The sequence below is a fragment of the Embleya scabrispora genome (assembly GCF_002024165.1).
Classification (GTDB): Bacteria; Actinomycetota; Actinomycetes; order Streptomycetales; family Streptomycetaceae; genus Embleya; species Embleya scabrispora_A.
The window spans coordinates 4,427,154-4,449,552 of sequence record NZ_MWQN01000001.1; the positions used below are offsets into that span (position 1 = coordinate 4,427,154).

The following is a 22,399-nucleotide window of genomic DNA, read 5'->3' on the forward strand; positions in this document are numbered from 1 at the left end:
CGAGGGGCTTGCGTGAGGCTCGGACCTATGGGACGCGGGACGGCGCGGCTCAGGCCGTGGGGGTGAAGGTGACCGGCAGCGCGACCGGGCCGCGGGTGAACACGCCCCTCTCGGTGGGTGCGAAGCCCGGCGCGAAGGCCAGGTCGGGCATCGCGTCCAGGAGTTGGTTGGTGCCCACCTCGACCTCGGCCACCGCGAGCAGCGCGCCGACGCAGAAGTGCCGGCCGAGCGCGAAGGACAGGTGGTCGGCCGCCGCGGAGAACGCCGTCCTGGCGGTCAGGTCCTCGCGGAAGATGTCGAACCGGTCGGGGTGCGCGTAGCGCCGGTCGTCCCGGTTCGCCGCGCCGATCAGGCAGGTGAGCGTGCTGCCCGCGGGCACCACTCCACCGGTGAGTTCGACGTCCTCGGCGGGTTGGCGCATGATCATGTGCACCGGCGGCGAGTAGCGCAGCGTCTCGGCGAACGCCCGCGGGATCAGTGAGCGGTCCGCGCGCACCGCGGCGAGTTGGTCGGGGTGTTCGAGCAGGTTCTTGAACAGGCTCGCGATCGCCTTGTCCGTCGTCTCGCCGCCGGCGGCGAGCAGCAGGCTGCAGAACGCCTTGATGTCCTCGTCGCTCATTCGGGTGCCGTCGATCTCCGCCCGGCACAGCGTGGACAGCAGATCGTCTCCGGGATTCGCCCGCCGCTCGGCGATCAGCGGCAGCATGTACGCGGCGAACTCGTCCCGGGTGCGCAGCCCGGCGGCGGCCACACCGGGGTCCTGGCTCAGATTGCCCAGGAACGCGATGACCGAGGTGTACCAGCCCTGGAACCGCTCGTGGTCGGCCTGGTCCAGGCCGAGCATGTCGGCGATCACGTTGACCGGGAAGCGCTGCGCGAACTCCGGTACCAGGTCCACCGATCCGCGCGCGCGGAAGGTGTCCACCAGTTGTCGGGCGTTGCGCTCGATCACCGGCATGAACGTTTCCTGAAGCGTGTTTCCGCGAAACGCGGGCGCCACCAGCGCGCGCCGCACCGCGTGTTCGCGCCCGCTCATCTGCAGGATGGTGCGCCCGTGCACTGGCTCCAACTGCCAGTCGTAGTTGTCGGTGGTGAACACCGGCTCCTTGAAAGCCCGTTCGAGGTCCGCGTAGCGCGAGATGATCCAACTCTGCATGCCTTCGTGCCACAGCAGCGGGTGTTCGTCCCGCATGCTCCGGTAGAGGGGATACGGATCGGCCGCGAACTCGGGCGAAAGTATGTCGGGCACATCCAGAGCGGTCATCGAATCGAAACCCCTTGTCCCGCAACGCGATCGAAGATCATCCGGCAACCACTCCAGGCTATGGAGCCAACCACCTCGGGGTCTACCCCGGCCGCGGGGCCGACCTCGGCCTCCCTTCCAGGGCCGGCGCGTAGCGCGCACCGCGCAGCGCGGTCGACATGGTGGGCACCGCACGAGAGGCGGCCCAGGCCGAGGTCGTCGCCGAAGAGCGCTGGGGCGAACCGAGATGCGGCCCGCGCCCAGCGCCCGACCGAGCGGGCCACCAGGCCCGGCCCGATCGGAGCGGTTCGCCGGCCAACGACGCACGGGCCGCACGTTCGAGATCTCCGGCCGTGCCACCCGAACCGCCGGCTCCGCGCCGCCGAACGGGCAAAACGACGAAGGCGTTCTCGATAAATCGAGAACGCCCAAGTCGAGGGTGTTTCTGCGGTGCGCCGCCAGGGACTCGAACCCCGGACCCGCTGATTAAGAGTCAGCTGCTCTAACCAACTGAGCTAGCGGCGCTTGCGTTGCGTGGGAAACATTAGCAGGGGTCGGCGGTGATCGAAAATCGACACCCGGGGACCTGGCTCGATCGGGTCCGGGGGCGCGCGGGGAGCGTATCGAGGGCGCGCAAGGTCCCTCGAAGGACTTCTTTGAGGACACGGGGAGGACGCCGCTTTCCGGACATCGGCAAAGAGGTCCCCCGGCCCCTCTCACGGCGGGTACCGTCGGCATCACAGCCTGCACAGCACACCGCACGCGTGAACCGGGAGGGCCGATGGCCATGCGGCAGGGGGCCGGTCCTTCGTCCGGGAATGTCCGGCTCAAGGCCCTGCGGCACTCGCATGGCTGGGTTTCCCAGCAACAATTGGCCGACGCGTTCGAGAAGAAGGCGCTCGAATGCGGTCTCCGCCTCGGGGTGAGCGTGCGGCAGGTGCGCCGGTGGGAAAGCGCCGAGCCGCCCTGGCCGACCCCCGATTATCAGCAGGTCCTACAGGCTTTGTTCGAGCGACCGCTGACCGATCTCGGGTTCACCCCGCCGTGGCAGGCGGAGCTGACGGCGGAGTACGGCGAGGGTTATGCCGAGGGGTTCACCGAGGGCTACCCCGAGCCGCAGCCCGCGCTCGAGCAACCGGCGCCGCCGCCGAGTCTTCCCGCGCCCGCCCGCGAAGCCGGGTGGGCGCCGGAGCTTCCGGAGCCGACCGCCTACGGCGAGGCCCGGGTACGCCGACAACCACCGCCGCCGGGCAGCAGCCCGCTCGGGGGGGCGATGGCGCTGCCCGCCCGCACCGCACCCCCGTCGCCCGGCCGCACCGCGCCGCCGGCCGCCCCGGGCCGGACGCCGCCCCCACCCGGCCGGCACGTGCCGCCGCCGCGATCCGGCCCGGTGCCGCCGCCGGGGCCCGTACCGCCGCCCGGCATCACGCCCCCGCCCGGCCCGGTGCCCCGCCCGGCCTCGCGTCCGTGCCGGCCCAGGCGCCGCCGTTCGAGGACGGCCCCACCGTGGTCGACGGCCGGCGGCTGGAGGGCGATCGGCCCCGTGACCTGCCGGTTCGGCCACCGCTACGGGTGATCGGCTCCCCCTCCGCCCCTGTCGAGGCGCCGTCCCGGTCCCTGGAGATCGCCACCCCCGCCGTGCTGCGCCAGCTCCTGCGCGACACCCCCGACCCGGGCCCGCTGGCCGTGCCGATGCACTCGCGGGCCGGCCGGCTGACCGTGGTCGGCGCCGACCAGTACGCGATGCTCACCCGGACCTACCGGCAGATGTACTGGGTCGCCCCCGCCGCCATCGCCTACCCCTCGGTGATCACCCACGTGCGCCTGGGCACCCAACTGCTCGCCGCCCCCGGCCCGGCCCGGGCCCGGCGGATCCTGGGCGCCTCGCTCGCCGAGACCGCGATGCTGGCCGGCCGGATGGCCTTCTTCGACCTGGACCGCCCGCACGACGCGCAGGACCACTACCTGGTCGCCTACCGGGCCGCCAACGAGGCGGCCGACACCCTGCTCGCCGCCGCCGTACTCGCGCACACCGCCTTCATCCCCGCCTTCGACGCCGCTCCCACGGCCGCGGCGGACATCCTCGACTTCGCCCGCAAGACGGCTACGCGCGATGCGCCGACGGTGATGCGCGCCTGGTTCGACGCGGTGCAGTCCGAGTTCGAGTCGTTGCGCGGCACTCCCGAGCGCGGGCTGCACCTGCTCGACCGGGCCGAGGACCTGCTGTGCCACCCCGACAACACCCCCACCCCGCCGTGGCTCGACTTCTTCGACGCCTCCCGGCTGTGGGGTTTCCGCGGCAGGGCCGAACTCACCGCACGCCGGATGGACCAGGCCCAGAGCTCGCTCAACGACGCGCTGCAGAACCTGCCGCCCAACGGCGACAAGCAGCGCGCGGTGATGTACGCCGACCTCGCCGAGGCGGCCTTCCAGGCGGGCGAGGTGGACGAGGCGTGCGGCCGGCTGTTCCAGTCCATCGACATGTTGCGGGTGCACTGGTACTCGATGGGCATGGACCGGGTCCGGGACACCCGCAAGCAACTGGAGCCGTACAAGAATTCGGTCGCGGTGCGGCAATTGGACGAGGCGCTGGCGTCCTTCTCCGAACTCGCGCCCACCGACGAGACCGGCTTCGTGGCCCTGCCCTCGGCCGAGGATCAGCGTGCCGATCGGCGTGACGACCGGCGCTGAGTTCCGCCTGTCGGTCACATGGTCCACACTGACCCGGGACCGGACGGTTCGACGACGAAAGCCGTACACGAGACATGCGCACGACGGGTACGACCGGCGCGATCGCCGGCAGGCTGGAGCAGTTGCGCGGCGAACTGCCCACCCGCAATCACAACGCCCGCACGGTGGCCGCCCTCGCGGCCAACCCGGGCTGCGCCCGCCGCGGCGTGTTGGACGCGGCCGGCATCGAGAAGACCGTACTGGCCGAACGCCTCGGCTTCCCCGCCCGCTACGGTCGCTCCCCGTTCGCCATCGGGCGCGGCAACGTGTTCGAGGCCCGGGTCAAGGCCGACGACGGGCGGGAGTTGCGCCGCCTCCTCGCCGAGGTTCTGGGCGCCGACCCCGACGACGGCGCGCTGCTCGACGTGGACGGTGCCATGGGCTCCGCCGGCCCCACCGGGCCCACCACCTCCACCGACCGACCCGGCCGACCCGGCCGCGAGGAGCGGGTCGCCCGCACCCGCGAGGCGCTGCTGCGCGCGGCGAGCGGCGATCCGGACGCCTGCGCGATCCTGGACCACCCGCTGCTTCCGCTCGACGTGGCCGGCCGGCGCGCCTACCTGGAACCCGACGCGATGGCCTGCCGGGTGGCCGGCCGACTGCACGTGGTGGAGATCAAGTCCTTCGCGATCATCGACGGCTCCGCCGACCCGGGCAAGCTGGCCTCCGCCACCCGACAGGCCGCGGTATACGTACACGCGCTGCGCGGGCTCGCCGAGGAACTGGGCCTCGACCCCGAGTCGGTGTCCACCGACATCGTGCTGGTGTGCGCCCAGGACTTCGCCAACCGCCCGATCGCCGTGGTGCTCGACGTACGCCGCGAACTGGCCACCACCCGGCGGCGGTTGGCCCGACTGTCCGGGGTCGAGGAACTGTTCGCCGAACTCCCGGAGGGGCTGACGTTCGACGTCGCCGAGGAGCGGGTCGGTGCGGCCGTCGCCCGGGTGCCCGCCGCCTACCTGCCCGACTGCCTGTCCGCCTGCGAACTCGCGCTGTTCTGCCGGAACGAGGCCCGCGGCTGCGGCACCGGCGGCGGCGTGGGCACGCTGGGTACCTCGGTGCGCGGCGCGCTCGGCGGGATCGACGACATCGGCACCGCCCTCGCACTCGCCGACGGCACCCGCGCGCCCGAGCCCGGCCAGGAGGACGTGGCCCGGCTGCTCCGCCGCGCCCAGGCGCTGCGGCACGAGGCGCTGGGCGGTGTCGGGTGAGCACGATCGCCGCGCTCGGCCGGCTGCGCGCCGCCGCGACCGGCTACGCGCAGCCGGCGGCGACGGTGCGCCACCGGCACCTGTCCGCGCGTCCTGTGGTGCTGGTGCCGTATGTGCTCGCGGGCGAGGCGTTCGCGCCGCTGGCCGCGCTGGTCGGCACGGACCGCCGGCGGCCGCACCTGCTCGCCGTACCGCAACCGCGCGACCGCGACCGCCGGTTCGCGCACGCGGCCGAGTTGGCGGGGCAACTCCTGCCCCACCTGGGCGCGTTCGCCGCCGAGACGGAGACGATCGAGCGCCGGGGCGACGACCCGTACGAGCGCAGCCTGGACGCGCCGCAGGTGCTGGTGCCCACCGCGGGCGGCATCGAGTATCTGCGCCTGCTCGGTCGCTCCACCCGGTTCCGGCGCACCGACGGCGAGTTCGCGGTACCGGCCGAGGTTCCGCTGCTCGGGCGGTGGAGCACCTGGCTGGCGGATCGGGCGAGTGTGCCCGGATCGAGCGTGCTGCTCGCGATGACCGACCTGCTCACCCAGGCGTGGGCGACCGGGCAGAGCGCGATGGAGGACGGCGACCTGGCCTCGCTGTTGGCCTGGATCGACCCGCCCGCCGGTCGGCGCGGGGACGAGGCGGCGCGAGAGGCGGAGGGTGGTCCGACGGCGGGCCCGGCGACCGATCCGGCGTTCGACGAACGACTCGTGCCGCTGATCGCCGCGTTCGACGAGGCGGTGGCCGCCGAGCGGGAGGCGGACGGGGACGGCGCCGTCAGCGAGCGCGAGCGGCGGGCCGAGCAGGCGATCCGGGACGCGCTGGCCGCCGAGTTGATGCCCACCTGGGATCGTATGTGGCGCGGCGTGGACCTGCTCGCCGCCCTGCCGGCGGGTGCCTCGGTGGCCGGGCGCTGGGAGGCGGACCGGGCCTCGTACAGCTTCTTCGCCGCCGACCTGGCCGACCCCGAGTCGCGCCCGCAGCCCAGGGTGCCCGGCGCGATCTCGGCCGCCGCGCAACTCGCGGGCCGGGAACGGGCCCAGGCCCGCCTCGACGCCGAACAGGTGCGCGACGACCCGCTGTTGATGGCCGCCGTGCGGCTGGCCGGCGAGGCCTTCCGGGGCGAACTGATCGCGGTGGACGCGGAGCGCATGGCCACCGAACCGGGCAAGAAGACCGCCCGTCCCCGGCCGCTGCTCGTCTTTCGCACCGAGGACGAGCCGCTGTTCGGGCCCGGTACCGAACTCGCCTGCGTGGAGCGCCCCGACGCGAAGGCCCGGGTGTTGGCGGGCGAACCCGGCCGGATGGAGCTGGAGCTGTTCGGTGGGATGGGTGGCGGCAAGGCGCCCAAGCCGGGCAGCGTGCCCGAGCGGGGCGAGGTGTTGTGCTGGACCTCGCTGATCGCCGAGTTCCGGCGCAGCCCCGACTGGCCCGCCGTCGAGGACACGCCCTGGACGCACGGCGGCCCGCCGCCCGAGCCGGGGACGGAGCCCGGCGCGCAGACCGGGCCCGATCCCGAGCCGGACGACGACGCGTTGGAGGAGTGGTCGTGACGACCGCGCACACTCGCGCCCCGCAGGGCGACCCGGCCGCGCTCGCCGCCGCCGCGACCGCCGCGGTGCTCGCCGACCTCGGCTCGGGGGCACACCGCGGTGTCGTGGTCGACTCGCCGCCCGGCGCGGGCAAGTCCACCCTGGTGGTGCGTGCCGCCGGCGAACTGGCCGCGTCCGGCGAGCGGTTGATGATCGTCGCGCAGACCAACAACCAGGTCGACGACCTGCTGATCCGGCTCGCCGAGGAGCATCCGCAGCTGCCGGTGGGGCGGTTGTCCGCCACCGGCTACCGGCTGCCGCCCGCCCTGGTGGGCACCTCGGTGTCGAACGCGGAGAAGGCGGAGGCACTGGACGCCTGCGCGGTGGTGGTGGCCACCGCCGCCAAGTGGGCGCTGGTCCAGGACCGGCGCTGGCCCTGGGCGATCGTGGACGAGGCGTACCAGATGCGCTCCGACGCGCTGCTCCTGGTGGCGCGACTGTTCGACCGGGCGCTGTTCGTGGGCGATCCCGGTCAGCTCGATCCGTTCGCCACCGTGGACACCTCGCGCTGGCACAGCCTGAGCTACGACCCCTCGCAGAGCGCGGTGGTGGTGCTCCGCCGGCACAACCCGGACCTGCCGGTGCACCGGCTGCCGGTGTCCTGGCGGCTGCCCGCGAGCGCGGCGCCGCTGGTGTCGGACGCGTTCTATCCGTTCACCCCGTTCCGCTCCGGGACCGGCCCCGGCGAGCGCTCGCTGCGCTTCGAGGCGGCGCGGGAGCACGACGCGTACGACACGGTGGTCGACGTCGCGGCCGGATCCGGGTGGGGCCTGCTGGAGTTGCCCGCGCGGTTCACCGGGGCGGCCGACGAGGAGGCCGTACGGGCGGTGGCCACGCTGGCGGCGCGGCTGCTCGCGCGCGACGGGACGGCGGTCGGCGAGCGTACCCCCGCCGGGGTGCCGCTGGACGCGTCCCGGATCGCGATCGGGGTCAGCCACCGCGAGCAGCGGGCGCGAGTCGAGTCGGCGCTGCGCGATCTCGGTGCGACGGAGATCGTGGTGGACACCGCGAACCGGCTCCAGGGCCGCGAGTTCGACGTGACCGTGGTGCTGCATCCGCTGTCCGGGCGGCGCGACGCGACCGAGTTCCACCTGGAGACGGGCCGGTTGTGCGTACTGGCCTCCCGGCATCGGCACGCGTGCCTGGTGGTGGCCCGGGCGGGCATCCCCGAACTGCTCGACGCGCATCCGACCGCGAACCCGGTCCACCTCGGCGTGCCGGTGTCGTTCCCGGACGGTTGGGAGGCGAACCAGGCGGTGCTTGCCGAACTCGGCAGGCATCGGGTGCCGCTGACGCCCTGAACGCGGGTACGGTCCCCGCGACATGCGCGTCCGTGTCGTCCGCGCGGACGCCGGCCGCCCCCTCCGGCCGGCGGTCCCGACGGTCCGCTACTCGCCCCGCTCCAGCAGCAGTCGTCGGCCGTGCTCGATCATCTTCGCCGTGTATTCCTCGCCCCACCCCGCGCGCGCCGCGACCTGAGCCGTCGTCAGATGGTCGAACCGATTCGGGTCCGCCATCCGCGCCGCGGCCATCGCCTGATAGTCCACCGCCCGGTCGGCCGCCGCCCGGAACGCCTCGGCCAGGTCGGTCGAGCGGGTCAGCACCTCCTGGGGATCGGTCAGATCGTCCAGGTCGAAGAAGCGTTCGTCGGGCGGCTCGGGGACCGAGGGCTCGAACAACAGCGGCACAGGCCGCATGCGGGGCTGGCGCGACTCGGACGGCATGCGCGGGTTCCTTCCGACAGGGCAGACGTGCTGACGACGAAAACGGACGGGGGGAGCAACGGGAATCGACCGATCCGAGATGGTCGGCAAGATCCCGTGCCCTTGCCATTGTCGCCAACCGCGCGCCATCCGAAAGACCCTTGCCCGAAAGAGGGACGCCTGTCCGGGCGGCGCCCGGATAAACCCCGAATCGGGCGGGCCCGGGACCCGGTTTCGGGGGTTTGGCCGGGGGGTCGGGTCCGGCCGGTGTGGGGCTTCGGATCGGCCCCGGGGCGACTTCGGACCCGCCTCGATGCGGGCCGACGCACGGACGCGCCCCCCGGCCGAGGGGCCGAGGGGCGCGTCGCGTCTTGCCGATACCGGTCGGGTCGAGCAGGTATTGGGGGAGCCGCTCGTGATGTCAGGTCTCCGACCGGTACGTTCCGGGCGACCTCAGATCGCCTGCTGGTGGCGCTCGGCGAGGGCGCGGGCGGCCTCGGCGATCGCCGCGCGCACGTGCCGCAGCGTGGTCAGGCGGTTGTCGGACGTGGGCGGCACCAGCCAGACCAGCGGGCCGTCGTTCTGCTCCGGCGGCGGTGGGAAGGTGATCCACGCGCCGCGGCCGTGGTGGCGCGGGCCGAGCCGGCGCTCGCGCGGGCGCATCGGCATCACGGCGGTCGGCGGTACGAGGAATCCGATCCGGCGGTAGCGGCGGTCGAAGATGACCGGTCCGACCGGCACGCGGTGTGCGTGCAGCGTGTCCAGGGCCGCCCGACCGAGCCGGTCCTCCACCTCGATCACGTCGAACGTCTCGCCGGCGGCGACCAGGCGAGGTGCGTACGGGTTCCGAAGCGCGTCCTGCGGCAGCGCTGCCAGCGTCGTCCGGTTCACGTCGGCGTCCATCGGTGAGGCGGTCCTCTCGTTTCGTCGTGGAAACGGAATCGTCCTCGGGGGCCGGAGCGGTCCTCGAAGCGTCCTCTGTGTCCTGCACGTGCCAGATGCGTCCGAGTTGTGCGTCGTCCGCCCTGCCCTTAGATGCAACCAGGCCGGCACACGGTGTGACGAGGCCCGCGGTGGGACTCCTGCAGGACGTGCTGAGGACTCTTGCCGCCCTAACGGGCTAGAGGCATGACGCCGCAGGTGGGGCGGGGTCACGATCGAGATCCAGCACGGATCGTACGGGCCCGGTGTAGTACGTGAGCGGGTCCTCCCAGTCATGTCCGTCAACCGACGCGTATGGAGGACGCGGTGCAACGACGTACCTTTCTGGCCGGCGCCGCCGTCGCCGGCCTCACGGCGAAGTCATCCGCCGCGTACGCCTCCTCGGCTCGGGCACCCGCCCTCCCCGATCCCGCCGCCTATGTCGCCACCACCGCCCGCCTGCGGTCCCGCTACTGGATCGAGGAACCCGGGCGGTTGCTCCCGGTGGTGGCCGAACACGCCCGTCACGGTGCCCGACTGTTGGCCGAGGGGCCCGAGGGGGCGCACTGTTCCGCGATCGCGGAGACCGCGCTGCTCGCGTCCCGGATCGCCTTCTTCGACCTGAGCCTGCGCGGGCCGCACGTGCGGCGCTGGCAGGACCTCGCGCTGGAGGCGGCGGACCGGGGCCGGGACGGCTCGCTGGCCGCGGCCGTGCTCGGGCACATGGCCTTCGCCCCGGCCTGGACCGGGCGCGGCACCGAGGCCCGCGACACGCTGGCCGCGGCGCGCGAGCGCACCACGGGCGGCGACGCGGGCCCGACCCTGCGGGCCTGGCTGGACGCGGTCGCGGCGGAGGCGGAGGTGCGGCTGGGTACGCCCGACGCGGCCTTTCCGCTGCTGGACCGGGCCGCCGACACGTTCGTGCCGCCGGACACGCCCGGGTCGTGGACGGCGGACGGCCCACCCGCCTGGCTGGACTGGTTCTCGGCGGCCCGCCTGGAGGGTTTCCGGGGCGCCGCGGAGGTGGCCGCCGGCCGATCGGCGGAGGCGCGGGCGACGCTGGAGCGGACCCTGGCGGGGCTGCCGGCGCACAGCCACAAGCAGCGCGCGATGACGCTGGCCGAACTGGCCGCGACGGCGGTGGGCGCCCGGGAGCCGCAGGACGCGTGTCGGCTGCTGGAGGAGGCGCTCGACCTGGTCGGCGTCCAGGGGTACGCGACGGCGGTGGACCGGGTCCGCACGGTGCGGGCGTCGCTGGCACCGTGGTCCCGCGAGGCGTTCGTGCGGGACGTCGACGACCGCTTGCGCACGGGCGGCGGGGCGCCGCCGGAGGAGGCGGTCTGAGGCGGCCCCCGGCCAGGTGGTCGCGAGCACCTGGCCGGGCCGTTTGCCGCCGAGCGTCGGCCGGGCTGATCCGGCTTCGAGCGCCGGCCGGGCCGGAGGGTTGCCCGGTCGGCGCTTCGTGCGGTGGTTGAGTGCTTTCGGCCTCGATCACGGTGGGCCCGGGGTCGGAAGCGTCGTCCCCGGGGCGTGCGGGCGCGCCGACGTGGTGGAACCTCGCCGGCCGCCCCCGTGCTTCGGCTACCGGCCCGTCGTGCCGTTGATTCGGGCTATGGCGGCCGGTAGTTCGTCGAGGGTTTGCAGGCGCAAGTCGGTCACCGCCATCAGTTCCGGGTCGTCGGCCACCAGGTAACCCCAGGGGCCTCGGCGGATGTGGGCCGTGCGCAGGCCCGCCCGGTGGGCCGGGCGGACGTCGTTGTCGAGGCGGTCGCCGACGTACAGGATCTCCTCGGCCGGGCACGGGCACTCGGCCACCAGGCGGTCGAAGAAGGCCGGCTCCGGCTTGCTGATGCCCCAGTCGTCGGAGGTGGCGAGCAGGTCCACGCCCAGGTCCAGGTCACGCAGGATGATGCCCGCGTGCACCGTCTGGTTGCCCACCACGCCCAGCCACAATCGCTGGTCGCGCAGCGCCTTGAGGCAGGGGCGGGTGTCGTTGTACAGGTCTTCCTCGCCGAACCACTCGGGAAAGCCCGCCTCGGCGCGCGCGGCCCGCTCGACGGTCAGGTCGAAGCCGGGCCGAAAGCGCTGGAACACCTCGCGATAGTCGAGGCCCTGCGCGATCACCGCCCCGAAGGTGGCCGCGAAGGTGTGTCGGGGCACCCCGAGCCAGTCGGCCCACGTGCCGTACTCGCGCGTTTCGTCGACCAGGGTCTCGCCCACGTCGAACACCACGGCGCTGATCCGCATTACCGCTCCCGCTGTCGTCGCCTGTCGGCCCCGTGTCCTGTGCCCGTGCGTCGAACCCCTTCGTCCGCCAGGCGAGAGATGGGCCTGTCAGGCCGAGCCCGATCGGATTCGTCCGCCGTTGTGGCGACTTGTCCGATCGGCGTGCGCCCGATGGCGGAATCCTTGCCGCGTGCTCGGGCGTGGGGCCATCCAGAAGGTACCGCCTGCCCGCAGGGCCGGCGTCGTTCCGAAGTCGGATCCGGTCGGTCTCGACCGAAATCGTTTTGTCCGTTACCCGACGGGGGCGTCAGGCGGTGTCTTTGTGGCCGGAATCGATCGCCGCGACAGCGGAATCCGACCCGGCCCGGCGCATCGCCACCCCACCTCGCAACCCGTCGAGTCCACGCACCACCCACGGCGACGCCAGCGCGCCCAGACCCATCACCGCCAGGCCCGCGACCACGTCGGCGAGGTAGTGGTTCCCGGTGCCGAGCACCACCACGATCACGAACAGCGGATAGGCCGGCGCCAGTCCGCGCACCACCCGGCCGCGCCCGTGCCGCCACACCTGCCACCCGCACCACGCCGCCCAGCCCACGTGCAGCGACGGCATCGCCGCGTACTCGTTGGTCATGTGCTCCATCCCGCGCGGCGCACTGGCCCCACCACCCCACCAGCCCCAGGACGCGAAGTGCGCCATGGTGTCGGTGAAGCCCGCGACCATCCGGGGCGGCGCGGTCGGGAAGAGCATGAAACCGGCCAGCGAGACCACCGTCGCGACGGCCAGCGTGGTGCGCGCGCCCCGATAGCGCTCGGGGCGTCGGCGCCACAACCAGAACAGCACCAGCGGCGTCACCACGTAGTGCAGCGTCGCGTACGCGTAGTCGCAGACCACGCCGATCAACACGTGGTTCGAGACGACCCGGTTGAGCACGCGCTCGGGGTCCAGGTGGCTCAGCGCCTCCACGTGCAGTATTCGCTCGGCGTTGCGCATCGCGGCGTCGGCGTCGCCGCGGACCACGAGCCGGCTCAGCGAGTACGCCTCGTACAGCACCACGATCAGCAGCAACTCGGTCCACCAGCGCGGACGCAGGCGGACCCCGGCGGGGGTCGACGACATCCATCCAGTCTGCAACACGCTCCGGTGCGCCACGGCATCGCGTCCGAACGATCCCGGCCGGCGGTCGCGAAGGGGGGCCGAGGACCGCGGTGTCGCGGCCCCGGGGCCGCCCTGTCGCGGGCCGTACCGGCGCTCGCGACCATTGATGACACGTGTCACACATGATAGAACGTGTTTCACTTTTCTGCCGGGTGGACGCTGCCCGCAGGGCGGGGACCGGGCGTCGGCAGGGACGTCCGGCACCGCCGGTCGCAGCTCGCGACGTGGATACCGGAGGTTGTCGTGGCCGACTCCGACGAGGTCACCCGTCCGCAGACCAGCACGCGGGACCTGGCGACGGTGCACGATCAACTGCTGGTCTGGCTGGCGGGCCGACTGCCCGAGGGCGCCGAGCCGGAGATCTCCGAGCTGCGCGCCCCGTCGGGCAACGGGATGTCGAGCGAGACGCTGCTGTTCGACGCGACGTGGACCGCGGACGGCGAGCGCCGCACCGAACGCTGCGTGGTGCGGATGCGGCCGGCGATGGACGCCAAGCCGGTCTTCCCGAGCTACGACATGGACAAGCAGTTCGCGGTGATGACGCTGGTCGCCGAGCGCTGCTCGATCCCGGTGCCCGCGTTGTTGTGGAACGAGCCGGACGAGGGGCCGCTGGGCGCCCCCTTCTTCGTGATGCGCCGGGCCGAGGGCGCCGCGCCGCCCGACGTGATGCCGTACACGATCGACGGCTGGATGCTCGCGGCCACGCCCGAGCAGCGCCGCAGGCTCCAGGAGGAGTCGGTGGCCGTGGTGGCCGCGATCCACGGGATCGAGACCACGCCCGAGGAGATCGCGTTCCTCCAGTACGACGGCGCCGGCGAGACCGCGCTGCGCCGGCACCTGGACGACCTGCGCGCGTTCTACGAGTGGGGCATCGAGGGGCAGCGGGTGCCGCTCCTGGATCGGGCGTTCGAGTGGCTGGAGGACAACTTCCCCGCCGAGGTCGGCCCGGACGTGATCAGCTGGGGCGACGCCCGCATCGGCAACATCCTGTACGTGGACTTCACGCCGACCGCGGTCCTGGACTGGGAGATGGCCGCGGTCGGTCCGCGCGAACTGGACCTGGCCTGGATGATCTTCATCCACGCGTTCTTCCAGGACATCGCCACCCGCTACGGCCTCCCCGGCCTGCCCGACTTCATGCGCACCGAGGACGTGTGCGCGCAGTACGAGAAGCTGACCGGCCACACGCCGCGTGACATGCGCTACTTCGAGATGTACGCGGCGGTGCGGCACGGCGCGGTGATGGCCCGCATCGCGCACCGCCAGTGGCACTTCGGCGAGCGCGAGCAGCCGGCCGACCTCGACGAGACGGTGCTGCACCGGGGGTTGATCGAGGCGATGCTGGCCGGCACGTACTGGGAGCGCGCGCAGGAGAACTGACGCCCCGTCACCACTACCCGCGCGCCGGTCCCGCGGCGGGCGCCCTCCCCGGGCTCGGCGGGTGTGCGCTCGGACAAGATCCCGAGGGGTTAGGCTGGACTCTTCACCATCATCCGAGACGGGCACATCTGACCCGTGCGGGTGATCGTGTGTGACGGGCGACATCACGCGGACACCGTCCGTGTTGTTGTCGGTAGCATGAATTCCCGGGGGCGACTCCGGGGGTAGCTGCCGGAGGTGCCGCATGACGATCGGGGGACTCGACCCGCCGGCCGGGGCCGGTGTGCCCAAGGGTGCGCCGCGAGCCGAGGGTGACGTTCCGAGCCGGAGCATGTCCGACCGCGTCGGACGACTGTCCCGCCGGCCTGTCCAACAACCCATCCAACGACTGGGTCTGGCCGCGGTCACGTTCCTCACCGGAAGCCGTCGACGCACGCCGGACGCGGTCGAACCGCTGCTCCAGGTGCATCGTGTGCACCACCCGAAGGCCGATGTGACGGCCATTCAAGAGGCGTACGCGGTTGCCGAGTTGTCCCATCGCGGGCAGATGCGCAAGAGCGGCGAGCCGTACATCACGCACCCCCTCGCGGTGGCCACGATCCTGGCCGAGTTGGGTGCCGACACCACCACGCTGGTGGCCGCGCTGCTGCACGACACGGTCGAGGACACCGACCTGACCCTCGAAGAGGTGCGCGCGGCGTTCGGCGACGACGTCACACACCTGGTCGACGGGGTGACCAAGCTGGAGCGGGTCGACCTGGGCGACCGGGCCGAGGCCGAGACGATGCGCAAGATCATCGTGGCCACCGGTCGGGACCTGCGGGTGACCGTGATCAAGCTGGCCGACCGGCTGCACAACATGCGCACGATCCGATATCGCCGCCGGGCCAGCCAGATCCGCACCGCCGAGGCCACGCAGGAGGTGTTCATCCCGCTCGCCGAGCGGTTGGGCATCCACGTGCTCAAGTCGGAGCTGGAGGACATCGTCTTCGCCACGCTCCGACCCGAGGAGCACGCCGCCACGGCGCGCACGGTCAGCGCCAGTCAGGCGGTCACCGACGAGGCCGTGTCGAAACTGTGTACGACGGTCAAACGCGCGCTGCGCGAGGCCGGGATCGAGGCGGAGGTATCGCCGCGCGCGCGGCACCACGTATCCGTGCGCCGCGTACAAAAGCGGCGCGGACGCGAGGACCTGAGCCCGTTCGACCTCTCCCGGCTGATGATCGTGGTCGACGCCGACACCGACTGTTACGGCGCGCTCGGCGTACTGCACACCTGCTGGTCGCCGATCGCGGGCGAGTTCAAGGACTACATCGCAACCCCCAAGTTCAACCTGTACCAATCGCTGCACACCGCGATCACGCTGCCCGAGGGCGACAAGGTCGAGGTACTGATCCGCACCCGTCGCATGCATCGCCTGGCCGAGTTCGGCGTCGTGGCGCACACCGGGAAAGCGGAGGCCGGGCCCGACGCCCCCGAGCAACTCGCCTGGCTGCACCGGTTGCTCGCCTGGCAGGGCGGCATCCCCGACGCACACGTCTTCTGGAGCTCGCTGACCGCCGACCTGTCGGCGGACCGCGAGCTCCTGGTCTTCACCCCCGGGGGACGTCCGCTCACCCTGCCGGCGGGCTCCACGTGCGTGGACGCGGCCTACGCGATCGACGAGCAGACCGGCCACCGATGTATCGGCGCGCAGATCAACGGCCGCCTGGTGGCGCTGAGTTCGGTCCTGGCGGACGGCGAGACGGTGTCCATCATCACCGCCCCGCCCGGCGCGGCGGCACCGTCGAAGGAATGGCTCTCGTTCGTCCGCAGCCCGCTGGCCCGGGTGGCGATCGAAGCCTGGCTGGCCAAGTATCCGAACGGCATCGAGGGCCGGATGGATCCGCTGCTCGCCCCGCCGCTGGGCAACCTGGCCGCCGCGGGCGAGGCCGCGCCGACCCTCCCGGCGAGCCGTCCCGAGCCGGCCGCCGCGCCCGACGAGGCCGCCGCCCAGGCCCCGGCCCGGACCCGACGCGCCCCCTCCGACCCCGGCGAGGCCGCGGTCAGCGTGCCGGGCTCGCCCGGAGCGCCGGTCCGCCTGGCCCGCTGCTGCACCCCGGTGCCGCCGGACGAGTTGGCGGGCTTCGTGATCCGCGGCGGCACGGTCGCGGTACACCGGGCCGACTGCACCAACGTCCAGCAGATGCGCCGCGCCGGCCGCGACGTGGTCGCCGCGTCCTGGCTGCCGCACCAGGCCGACCAGGGCTACCGGGTCACCCTGCAACTGGAGGCCCTGGACCGCCCCCGCCTCCTCGCCGACGTCACCGCCGCGATCGACGCGGAGGGCGCCGACATCACCTCGGCCTCGATCGCGCCGCCGCAGCAGATGCGCGTCCGACAGACCTACACGATCCGCCTGGCCGACCTGGCCACCCTCCCGAAGCTGCTTCGGGCCCTGCGCCGGGTGCAGGGCGTATACGACGTCTACCGGGCGAGGCCGCGCGTACACCCGAGGGTGGCGGACCGACCCTAGGGTCGGTCCGATCCGCTCGACCGGCCCTGGCTCGGCCGGGTCCGATCGGGCTCGACGCCGACCTCCGCCACGTCGCCGCGCAGGACGTCGTTGAAGCGGGCCAAGTGGTCCGCGAGCGCGCCCAGTTCCTCCTTGGGCCAGGAGGCGAACCGTTCCGCCATCACCGCGAGGCTGCGCCTGCGCGCGTCGGCGAGCCGCAACCGGCCGGCTTCGGTGACGGTGATCAGGTGCGATCGGCGATTGGTCGGGTCGGTGGTCCGGGCGATCAGCAGGGCCTCCTCCAGGGAGGTCAACTGCCGACTGATCGTGGTCTTGTCCAGGCTCAGCAGGCAGGCGAGTTCCTTGCCGGTCGAGGTGCCGCGCTCCTCCAAAAGGGCGAGCAGGTGAAACTCCGCCTGGGTGATCCCCGCGGCCTGGAGCGGAGGAGCCATCAACAGCCGAATCAACCGGGTGGCGGCACCGACCTCACGGACCACTCGCCGCTCAACGCTGTCCGACATCGCCTTGCTCCTCATCACCGCGCACCCTGAATGTGCGCCAAGCGTGCCGGAAACGGTTGCAAAACACAACAAGCTGCGCCGGGTGGGGGATGGGGGTATGGGGCGGGGGCGCGGGGAGTCGGGTGGGGGGCGGGGCGGGTGCCGGGGCGTGGGGTGGGTGAGGCGTGGTGCGTGGGTCGTGGGGTGGGTGAGATGGGGTGGCGGGGTTGTGAGGTGAGCGGGGTCGGGGTTGGGGGTGGGTGAGGCGCGGTGCCGGGGGCGTGGGGTGGGTGAGATGGGGTGCGGGGGTTGTGGGGTGGGTGGGGCGCGGTGCCGGGGCGTGGGGTGGGTGAGATGAGGTGCCGGGATTGCGGAGTGGGTGAGAGGCGTGGTGCGTGGGTGGTGGGGGGCAAGGAGGGGTGCTGGGGCTGCGAGGTGAGCGGGGTCGGCGCGGGGGGCGTGAGGTGGGCAAGTGGGGCGCTGGAGCTGCGGGGTGAGCGGGGGCGTGGGGTGAGTGAGGTGGTGGGCGTGGGGAGGCCACGCGCGGTGCCGGAGTCCGCCGCGAGCGGGTGGGTGGGCGTGGTCGCGGCTGCGGGAGCGAAGGGGTGGGCCGGGGTCGCGGGGTGAGGAGCGGGCTGGGCTGGAGTTGTGACGAGAGCGAAGGGGTGGGCCGGGGTCGCGGCGGGAGCGGGTGGGTGGGCGCGGTCGCGACGGGAGCAGGACGGCAGGCACAGTCGCGGCGGGAGGGCAGGGGTGGGCCGGAGTCGTGGCGGCGGCGGTGGCTTTTTGTTGGGCGCTTCGCGCCGGCTCGCGGGGCACCGCTTTTCTGCTCCCCCGCTTCGCTCCTCCGCAGAAAAGCGGCACCCCGCTTGCGGCTGTGCGCCCCTCCGCTTCGCTCCGGGTCGCCCAGCCTGAAAAAACAAGCGGCGGCTCCGCCGCTCTCCGCGCTTCGCGCGTCGATCACCATCTCGACCAGGGTCGTGGGCGCTGACGCGCCGACGGGATGCACCAACGACTCGGGTCACCGGGCAAGGCCCACATCGCGACGGTGACCAGGCGGGGTGGGACCCGCGTCATCCCGCGAGCCTGGCCTCCCCACCTCTCACCCCCGTGGCGCGTCAGCGCCCACGACCCGGGCCGCCCACGCGATCGACGCGCGCAGCGCGGAGAGCGGCGGAGCCGCGGTGTTGTGGGTCGGATGGCCCGGAGCGAAGCGGAGGGACAGCCGACCCCGAGCGAGGGGCCGCTTTTCTGCGGAGGAGCGAAGCGGGGGAGCAGAAAAGTGGTGCCTCGCGAGCCGGCGCGGAGCGCCCAACAAGAAGCAACGCGGCGCCCGCGACTTCGCCCGCCCCCGGCTCTCTCCGCGATTCGGCCGTTGCGACCGCCACCCCCGTGGCGCGTCAGCGCCCACGACCCGGGCCGCCCACGCGATCGACGCGCGCAGCGCGGAGAGCGGCGGAGCCGCCTTGTGTTTTTTTGGGCTGGGCGACCCGGAGCGAAGCGGAGGGGCGCACAGCCGCGAGCGGGGTGCCGCTTTTCTGCGGAGGAGCGAAGCGGGGGAGCAGAAAAGTGGTGCCTCGCGAGCCGGCGCGAAGCGCCCAATAAAAAGCCGCCGCCGCCACCACGACTCCGGCCCGCCCCTTCGCTCCCGCCGCGACTTCGCCCGCCCACCGTCTCTCTCCGCGAGTCGGCCGTTGCGACCGCCACCCCGTGGCGCGTCAGCGCCCACGCCCCAGGCCGCCCACGCGATCGACGCGCGAAGCGCGGAGAGCGGCGGAGCCGCCGTTTGTTTTTTGGGCTGGGCGACCCGGAGCGAAGCGGAGGGGCGCACAGCCGCGAGCGGGGTGCCGCTTTTCTGCGGAGGAGCGAAGCGGGGGAGCAGAAAAGCGGTGCCTCGCGAGCCGGCGCGAAGCGCCCAACAAAAAGCCGCCGCCGCCACCACGACCCCGGCCCGCCCCTTCACTCCCCCCGCGACTTCGCCCGCCCCCGGCTCTCTCCGCGATTCGGCCGTTGCGACCGCCACCCCCGTGGCGCGTCAGCGCCCACGACCCGGGCCGCCCACGCGATCGACGCGCGCAGCGCGGAGAGCGGCGGAGCCGCCTTGTGTTTTTTTGGGCTGGGCGACCCGGAGCGAAGCGGAGGGGCGCACAGCCGCGAGCGGGGTGCCGCTTTTCTGCGGAGGAGCGAAGCGGGGGAGCAGAAAAGTGGTGCCTCGCGAGCCGGCGCGAAGCGCCCAATAAAAAGCCGCCGCCGCCACCACGACTCCGGCCCGCCCCTTCGCTCCCGCCGCGACTTCGCCCGCCCACCGTCTCTCTCCGCGAGTCGGCCGTTGCGACCGCCACCCCGTGGCGCGTCAGCGCCCACGCCCCAGGCCGCCCACGCGATCGACGCGCGAAGCGCGGAGAGCGGCGGAGCCGCCGTTTGTTTTTTGGGCTGGGCGACCCGGAGCGAAGCGGAGGGGCGCACAGCCGCGAGCGGGGTGCCGCTTTTCTGCGGAGGAGCGAAGCGGGGGAGCAGAAAAGCGGTGCCTCGCGAGCCGGCGCGAAGCGCCCAACAAAAAGCCGCCGCCGCCACCACGACCCCGGCCCGCCCCTTCACTCCCCCCGCGACTTCGCCCGCCCCCGGCTCTCTCCGCGATTCGGCCGTTGCGACCGCCACCCCCGTGGCGCGTCAGCGCCCACGACCCGGGCCGCCCACGCGATCGACGCGCGCAGCGCGGAGAGCGGCGGAGCCGCCTTGTGTTTTTTTGGGCTGGGCGACCCGGAGCGAAGCGGAGGGGCGCACAGCCGCGAGCGGGGTGCCGCTTTTCTGCGGAGGAGCGAAGCGGGGGAGCAGAAAAGTGGTGCCTCGCGAGCCGGCGCGAAGCGCCCAATAAAAAGCCGCCGCCGCCACCACGACTCCGGCCCGCCCCTTCGCTCCCGCCGCGACTTCGCCCGCCCACCGTCTCTCTCCGCGAGTCGGCCGTTGCGACCGCCACCCCGTGGCGCGTCAGCGCCCACGCCCCAGGCCGCCCACGCGATCGACGCGCGAAGCGCGGAGAGCGGCGGAGCCGCCGTTTGTTTTTTGGGCTGGGCGACCCGGAGCGAAGCGGAGGGGCGCACAGCCGCGAGCGGGGTGCCGCTTTTCTGCGGAGGAGCGAAGCGGGGGAGCAGAAAAGCGGTGCCTCGCGAGCCGGCGCGAAGCGCCCAACAAAAAGCCGCCGCCGCCACCACGACCCCGGCCCGCCCCTTCACTCCCCCCGCGACTTCGCCCGCCCACCGTCTCTCTCCGCGAGCAAGCCGTTGCGACCGCCACCCCGTGGCGCGTCAGCGCCCACGCCCCGGGCCGCCCACGCGATCGACGCGCGCAGCGCGGAGAGCGGCGGAGCCGCAGAGAAGTGGTCCCTCGCGAGCCGGCGCGAAGCGCCCGGCAAAAGGTTCCCGCGATGCGATCTCCGCATTAGCGTGGATGCGCTCCCAACCCCCGGTACACCAGTCGCTCGCAGCGTGCAGGAGGTGGACCCACCGGATGCTGGATCGGACACAGGCCCTGGCCGAACTGACCGGACCCGAATCGGCCTACGCGATCGAGGAGGTCGTCCACGACGGCATTCCCTGGCGGGTGCTGAGCAAGGCCCCGCCGACGTTGCGCGCGGTCTTCGAGGGCCTGATCGGCCACGGCGACCGGGACGCGCTGGTCTACCGGGGCGAGCGCATCTCCTACGCCGAACAACACCGCCTCGTCGCCCACCTGGCCCGACATCTGGCCGACGAGTACGGCGTGCGGCGCGGCGACCGGGTGGCCGTCGCGATGCGCAACCGGATCGAATGGCCGCTCGCGTTCTGGGCTACCCAGGTGCTCGGCGCGATCGCGGTACCGCTGAACGCGTGGTGGACCGTCGACGAACTCCGCTACGCCCTGGAGGACTCCGGCACCACGGTGCTGATCTGCGACGACGAGCGGGCCGACCTGATCCGGGGGCGGGCCGGCGGCGCACTGCCCACCCTGGTGGCCGGTCTCGACGAGCCGCCGGCGGCCGGCGAGGCGGACCTGACGGCGCTGCTGCGCGGGTTCACCGGCGAGTGCGCGCTGCCGGACGGCGGCCCGGAGCCGTTCGACGACGCGACCATCATCTACACGTCCGGCACCACCGGGCGCCCCAAGGGCGCGGTCGCCACCCACCACAACCACACCACCAACCTGCACACGATGGAGCTGACCCGGGCGGTCGCACTGGCCCGCGCCGGCCTGCCCATCGCCGAGTTGGCCAAGGGCCCGGCGCTGCCCGACGGGTTCCCGACCGGCGCGGCCGCGCCGGGCAGCCTGCAGGTCTACCCGTTCTTCCACGTCGCCGGCCTGTCCGGCCTGTACATCGGCGCCGCCCAGGGCGCCAAGCTGTGCCTGATGCACCACTGGGACACCGCCACCGCGCTCGAACTGATCGAGACCGAGCGGCTGTCCACCGCCAACATGGTGCCCACGCTGCTGCGCCGGCTGGTCGAGTCGCCGCTGCGCGCCGGGCGCGACCTGTCCAGCCTGACCAGCCTGGGCATGGGCGGCTCGCCGGTGCCGCCGGACCTGGTCGCCCTGGTGGGCGGCATGTCCGGCAACACGATCGTGCCGTTGAACGCCTACGGGATGACCGAGACGACCTGCGTGGTGGTGGTCAACTCGGGCGACGACTACTACGAACACCCGGACAGCGTCGGGCACCCGGTGCCGGTCGCGGATCTGCGGGTGGCCGACCCGCTGACCGGGGAGGAACTGCCGATCGGACGCACGGGCGAGATCCGGGTGCGCGGCCCGCACGTGGTCCGGGGCTATTGGAATCGGCCCCGGGAGAGCGAGGAGGCATTCCCCGGCGGGTGGTTCCGTACCGGCGACCTCGGCTACGTCGACACCGACGGGCGGCTGTACGTGGTCGACCGGCTCAAGGACGTGATCATCCGAGGCGGCGAGAACGTCTACTCGGCCGAGGTCGAGGCGATCCTGTTCGAGCACCCGGCGATCTCCGAGGTGGCCGTGGTCGGGGTGCCGCACCACGACCTGGGCGAGGAGGTCGCGGCGGTGGTCCGGCTGCACGTGCCCGGCGCGGCGAGCGCGGCCGAACTGCGCGGGCACGTGGCGCGTCGGCTCGCCGCGTTCAAGGTGCCCACGCTGGTTCGCTTCACCGAACGGGCGCTGCCGCGCAACGCGGTCGGGAAGGTGCTCAAGCGCGAACTGCGGGACATGCTCGCGCTGTGACGGACGGGACGACCGTGGGCGACGCGGGC

At 73.1% G+C, this 22,399-nt stretch carries 15 protein-coding genes and 1 tRNA gene; 9 read left to right on the forward strand and 7 right to left on the reverse strand.

Going from position 1 to position 22,399, the window contains the following annotated elements:
- Positions 1 to 49: 49 nt before the first annotated feature.
- Positions 50 to 1,264, reverse strand: a complete 1,215-nt coding sequence (locus tag B4N89_RS19565; protein ID WP_078977127.1) for a cytochrome P450 — start codon at positions 1,262 to 1,264, stop codon at positions 50 to 52.
- Between the two features lie 430 nt (positions 1,265 to 1,694).
- Positions 1,695 to 1,768: transfer RNA gene (locus tag B4N89_RS19570), tRNA-Lys, on the reverse strand.
- A gap of 256 nt (positions 1,769 to 2,024) precedes the next feature.
- Here B4N89_RS19570 and B4N89_RS49830 point away from each other — a divergent pair.
- The 5 genes from B4N89_RS49830 to B4N89_RS19595 all read left to right on the forward strand — a co-directional run bounded on the left by B4N89_RS49830 (position 2,025) and on the right by B4N89_RS19595 (position 8,065).
- Positions 2,025 to 2,819: a helix-turn-helix transcriptional regulator gene (locus B4N89_RS49830; protein ID WP_161500755.1), complete on the forward strand. Its 795-nt coding sequence runs from the start codon at positions 2,025 to 2,027 to the stop codon at positions 2,817 to 2,819.
- The gene (locus B4N89_RS19580; protein WP_078977130.1) at positions 2,816 to 3,934 is read left to right on the forward strand and encodes a hypothetical protein; all 1,119 of its coding nucleotides are present in this window, start codon (positions 2,816 to 2,818) and stop codon (positions 3,932 to 3,934) included. Before B4N89_RS49830 ends, B4N89_RS19580 begins: the two co-directional genes overlap by 4 nt.
- 74 nt (positions 3,935 to 4,008) lie before the next feature.
- Positions 4,009 to 5,184 (forward strand): hypothetical protein, encoded by a 1,176-nt coding sequence (locus B4N89_RS19585; RefSeq protein WP_078977132.1) that lies wholly within the window; start codon positions 4,009 to 4,011, stop codon positions 5,182 to 5,184.
- Positions 5,181 to 6,725, forward strand: a complete 1,545-nt coding sequence (locus B4N89_RS19590) for a hypothetical protein (protein WP_078977133.1) — start codon at positions 5,181 to 5,183, stop codon at positions 6,723 to 6,725. The genes B4N89_RS19585 and B4N89_RS19590 overlap by 4 nt, the downstream gene beginning before the upstream one ends.
- Positions 6,716 to 8,065, forward strand: a complete 1,350-nt coding sequence (locus B4N89_RS19595) for an AAA family ATPase (protein WP_078977134.1) — start codon at positions 6,716 to 6,718, stop codon at positions 8,063 to 8,065. Before B4N89_RS19590 ends, B4N89_RS19595 begins: the two co-directional genes overlap by 10 nt.
- Before the next feature lie 87 nt (positions 8,066 to 8,152).
- Here the strand turns inward: B4N89_RS19595 and B4N89_RS19600 are convergent, their stop codons facing one another.
- Both B4N89_RS19600 and B4N89_RS19605 read right to left on the reverse strand, forming a co-directional pair.
- Entirely contained in the window at positions 8,153 to 8,488 is a 336-nt protein-coding gene (locus B4N89_RS19600) for a hypothetical protein (protein ID WP_078977135.1), read from the reverse strand.
- Between the two features lie 432 nt (positions 8,489 to 8,920).
- Positions 8,921 to 9,370: a hypothetical protein gene (locus tag B4N89_RS19605; RefSeq protein WP_078977137.1), complete on the reverse strand. Its 450-nt coding sequence runs from the start codon at positions 9,368 to 9,370 to the stop codon at positions 8,921 to 8,923.
- Between the two features lie 345 nt (positions 9,371 to 9,715).
- Here B4N89_RS19605 and B4N89_RS19610 point away from each other — a divergent pair, with 345 nt between their 5' ends.
- Positions 9,716 to 10,732, forward strand: a complete 1,017-nt coding sequence (locus tag B4N89_RS19610; RefSeq protein ID WP_143658029.1) for a transcriptional regulator — start codon at positions 9,716 to 9,718, stop codon at positions 10,730 to 10,732.
- Positions 10,733 to 10,969: 237 nt separating this feature from the next.
- Here the strand turns inward: B4N89_RS19610 and B4N89_RS19615 are convergent, their stop codons facing one another.
- Together B4N89_RS19615 and B4N89_RS19620 are read right to left on the reverse strand one after the other, a co-directional pair.
- Positions 10,970 to 11,635 (reverse strand): HAD family hydrolase, encoded by a 666-nt coding sequence (locus B4N89_RS19615; protein ID WP_078977140.1) that lies wholly within the window; start codon positions 11,633 to 11,635, stop codon positions 10,970 to 10,972.
- 286 nt (positions 11,636 to 11,921) lie between these two features.
- Entirely contained in the window at positions 11,922 to 12,734 is an 813-nt protein-coding gene (locus B4N89_RS19620; protein WP_235618695.1) for a phosphatase PAP2 family protein, read from the reverse strand.
- 282 nt (positions 12,735 to 13,016) lie between these two features.
- On the opposite strand from B4N89_RS19620, the gene B4N89_RS19625 reads away from it, so the two are divergent.
- Both B4N89_RS19625 and B4N89_RS19630 read left to right on the forward strand, forming a co-directional pair.
- The gene (locus B4N89_RS19625) at positions 13,017 to 14,153 is read left to right on the forward strand and encodes a phosphotransferase family protein (RefSeq protein WP_078977142.1); all 1,137 of its coding nucleotides are present in this window, start codon (positions 13,017 to 13,019) and stop codon (positions 14,151 to 14,153) included.
- A 244-nt stretch (positions 14,154 to 14,397) separates the two neighbouring features.
- Positions 14,398 to 16,668, forward strand: coding sequence for a RelA/SpoT family protein (locus tag B4N89_RS19630; RefSeq protein WP_078977144.1), 2,271 nt, complete (start codon positions 14,398 to 14,400; stop codon positions 16,666 to 16,668).
- Here B4N89_RS19630 and B4N89_RS19635 read toward each other — a convergent pair.
- A complete protein-coding gene (locus B4N89_RS19635; protein WP_161500756.1) occupies positions 16,665 to 17,168 on the reverse strand; it encodes a MarR family winged helix-turn-helix transcriptional regulator in 504 nt (167 codons plus the stop codon). The genes B4N89_RS19630 and B4N89_RS19635 overlap by 4 nt on opposite strands.
- Before the next feature lie 3,486 nt (positions 17,169 to 20,654).
- Between B4N89_RS19635 and B4N89_RS47755 the strand changes: the two genes are divergently transcribed.
- Positions 20,655 to 22,370 carry a class I adenylate-forming enzyme family protein gene (locus B4N89_RS47755; RefSeq protein WP_161500757.1) on the forward strand — a complete coding sequence of 572 codons (1,716 nt, stop codon included), beginning with the start codon at positions 20,655 to 20,657 and terminating at the stop codon, positions 22,368 to 22,370.
- The last annotated feature ends 29 nt before the right edge of the window (positions 22,371 to 22,399 follow it).

Bases quoted from the DNA above. Each gene is read 5' to 3' on its own strand.
- B4N89_RS19565 (WP_078977127.1), bottom strand. From the start codon at position 1,264: ATGACCGCTCTGGATGTGCCCGACATACTTTCGCCCGAGTTCGCGGCC.
- B4N89_RS49830 (WP_161500755.1), top strand. From the start codon at position 2,025: ATGGCCATGCGGCAGGGGGCCGGTCCTTCGTCCGGGAATGTCCGGCTC.
- B4N89_RS47755 (WP_161500757.1), top strand. From the start codon at position 20,655: ATGCTGGATCGGACACAGGCCCTGGCCGAACTGACCGGACCCGAATCG.
- B4N89_RS19620 (WP_235618695.1), bottom strand. From the start codon at position 12,734: ATGTCGTCGACCCCCGCCGGGGTCCGCCTGCGTCCGCGCTGGTGGACC.
- B4N89_RS19600 (WP_078977135.1), bottom strand. From the start codon at position 8,488: ATGCCGTCCGAGTCGCGCCAGCCCCGCATGCGGCCTGTGCCGCTGTTG.
- B4N89_RS19630 (WP_078977144.1), top strand. From the start codon at position 14,398: ATGACGATCGGGGGACTCGACCCGCCGGCCGGGGCCGGTGTGCCCAAG.
- B4N89_RS19615 (WP_078977140.1), bottom strand. From the start codon at position 11,635: ATGCGGATCAGCGCCGTGGTGTTCGACGTGGGCGAGACCCTGGTCGAC.
- B4N89_RS19635 (WP_161500756.1), bottom strand. From the start codon at position 17,168: ATGTCGGACAGCGTTGAGCGGCGAGTGGTCCGTGAGGTCGGTGCCGCC.
- B4N89_RS19605 (WP_078977137.1), bottom strand. From the start codon at position 9,370: ATGGACGCCGACGTGAACCGGACGACGCTGGCAGCGCTGCCGCAGGAC.
- B4N89_RS19585 (WP_078977132.1), top strand. From the start codon at position 4,009: ATGCGCACGACGGGTACGACCGGCGCGATCGCCGGCAGGCTGGAGCAG.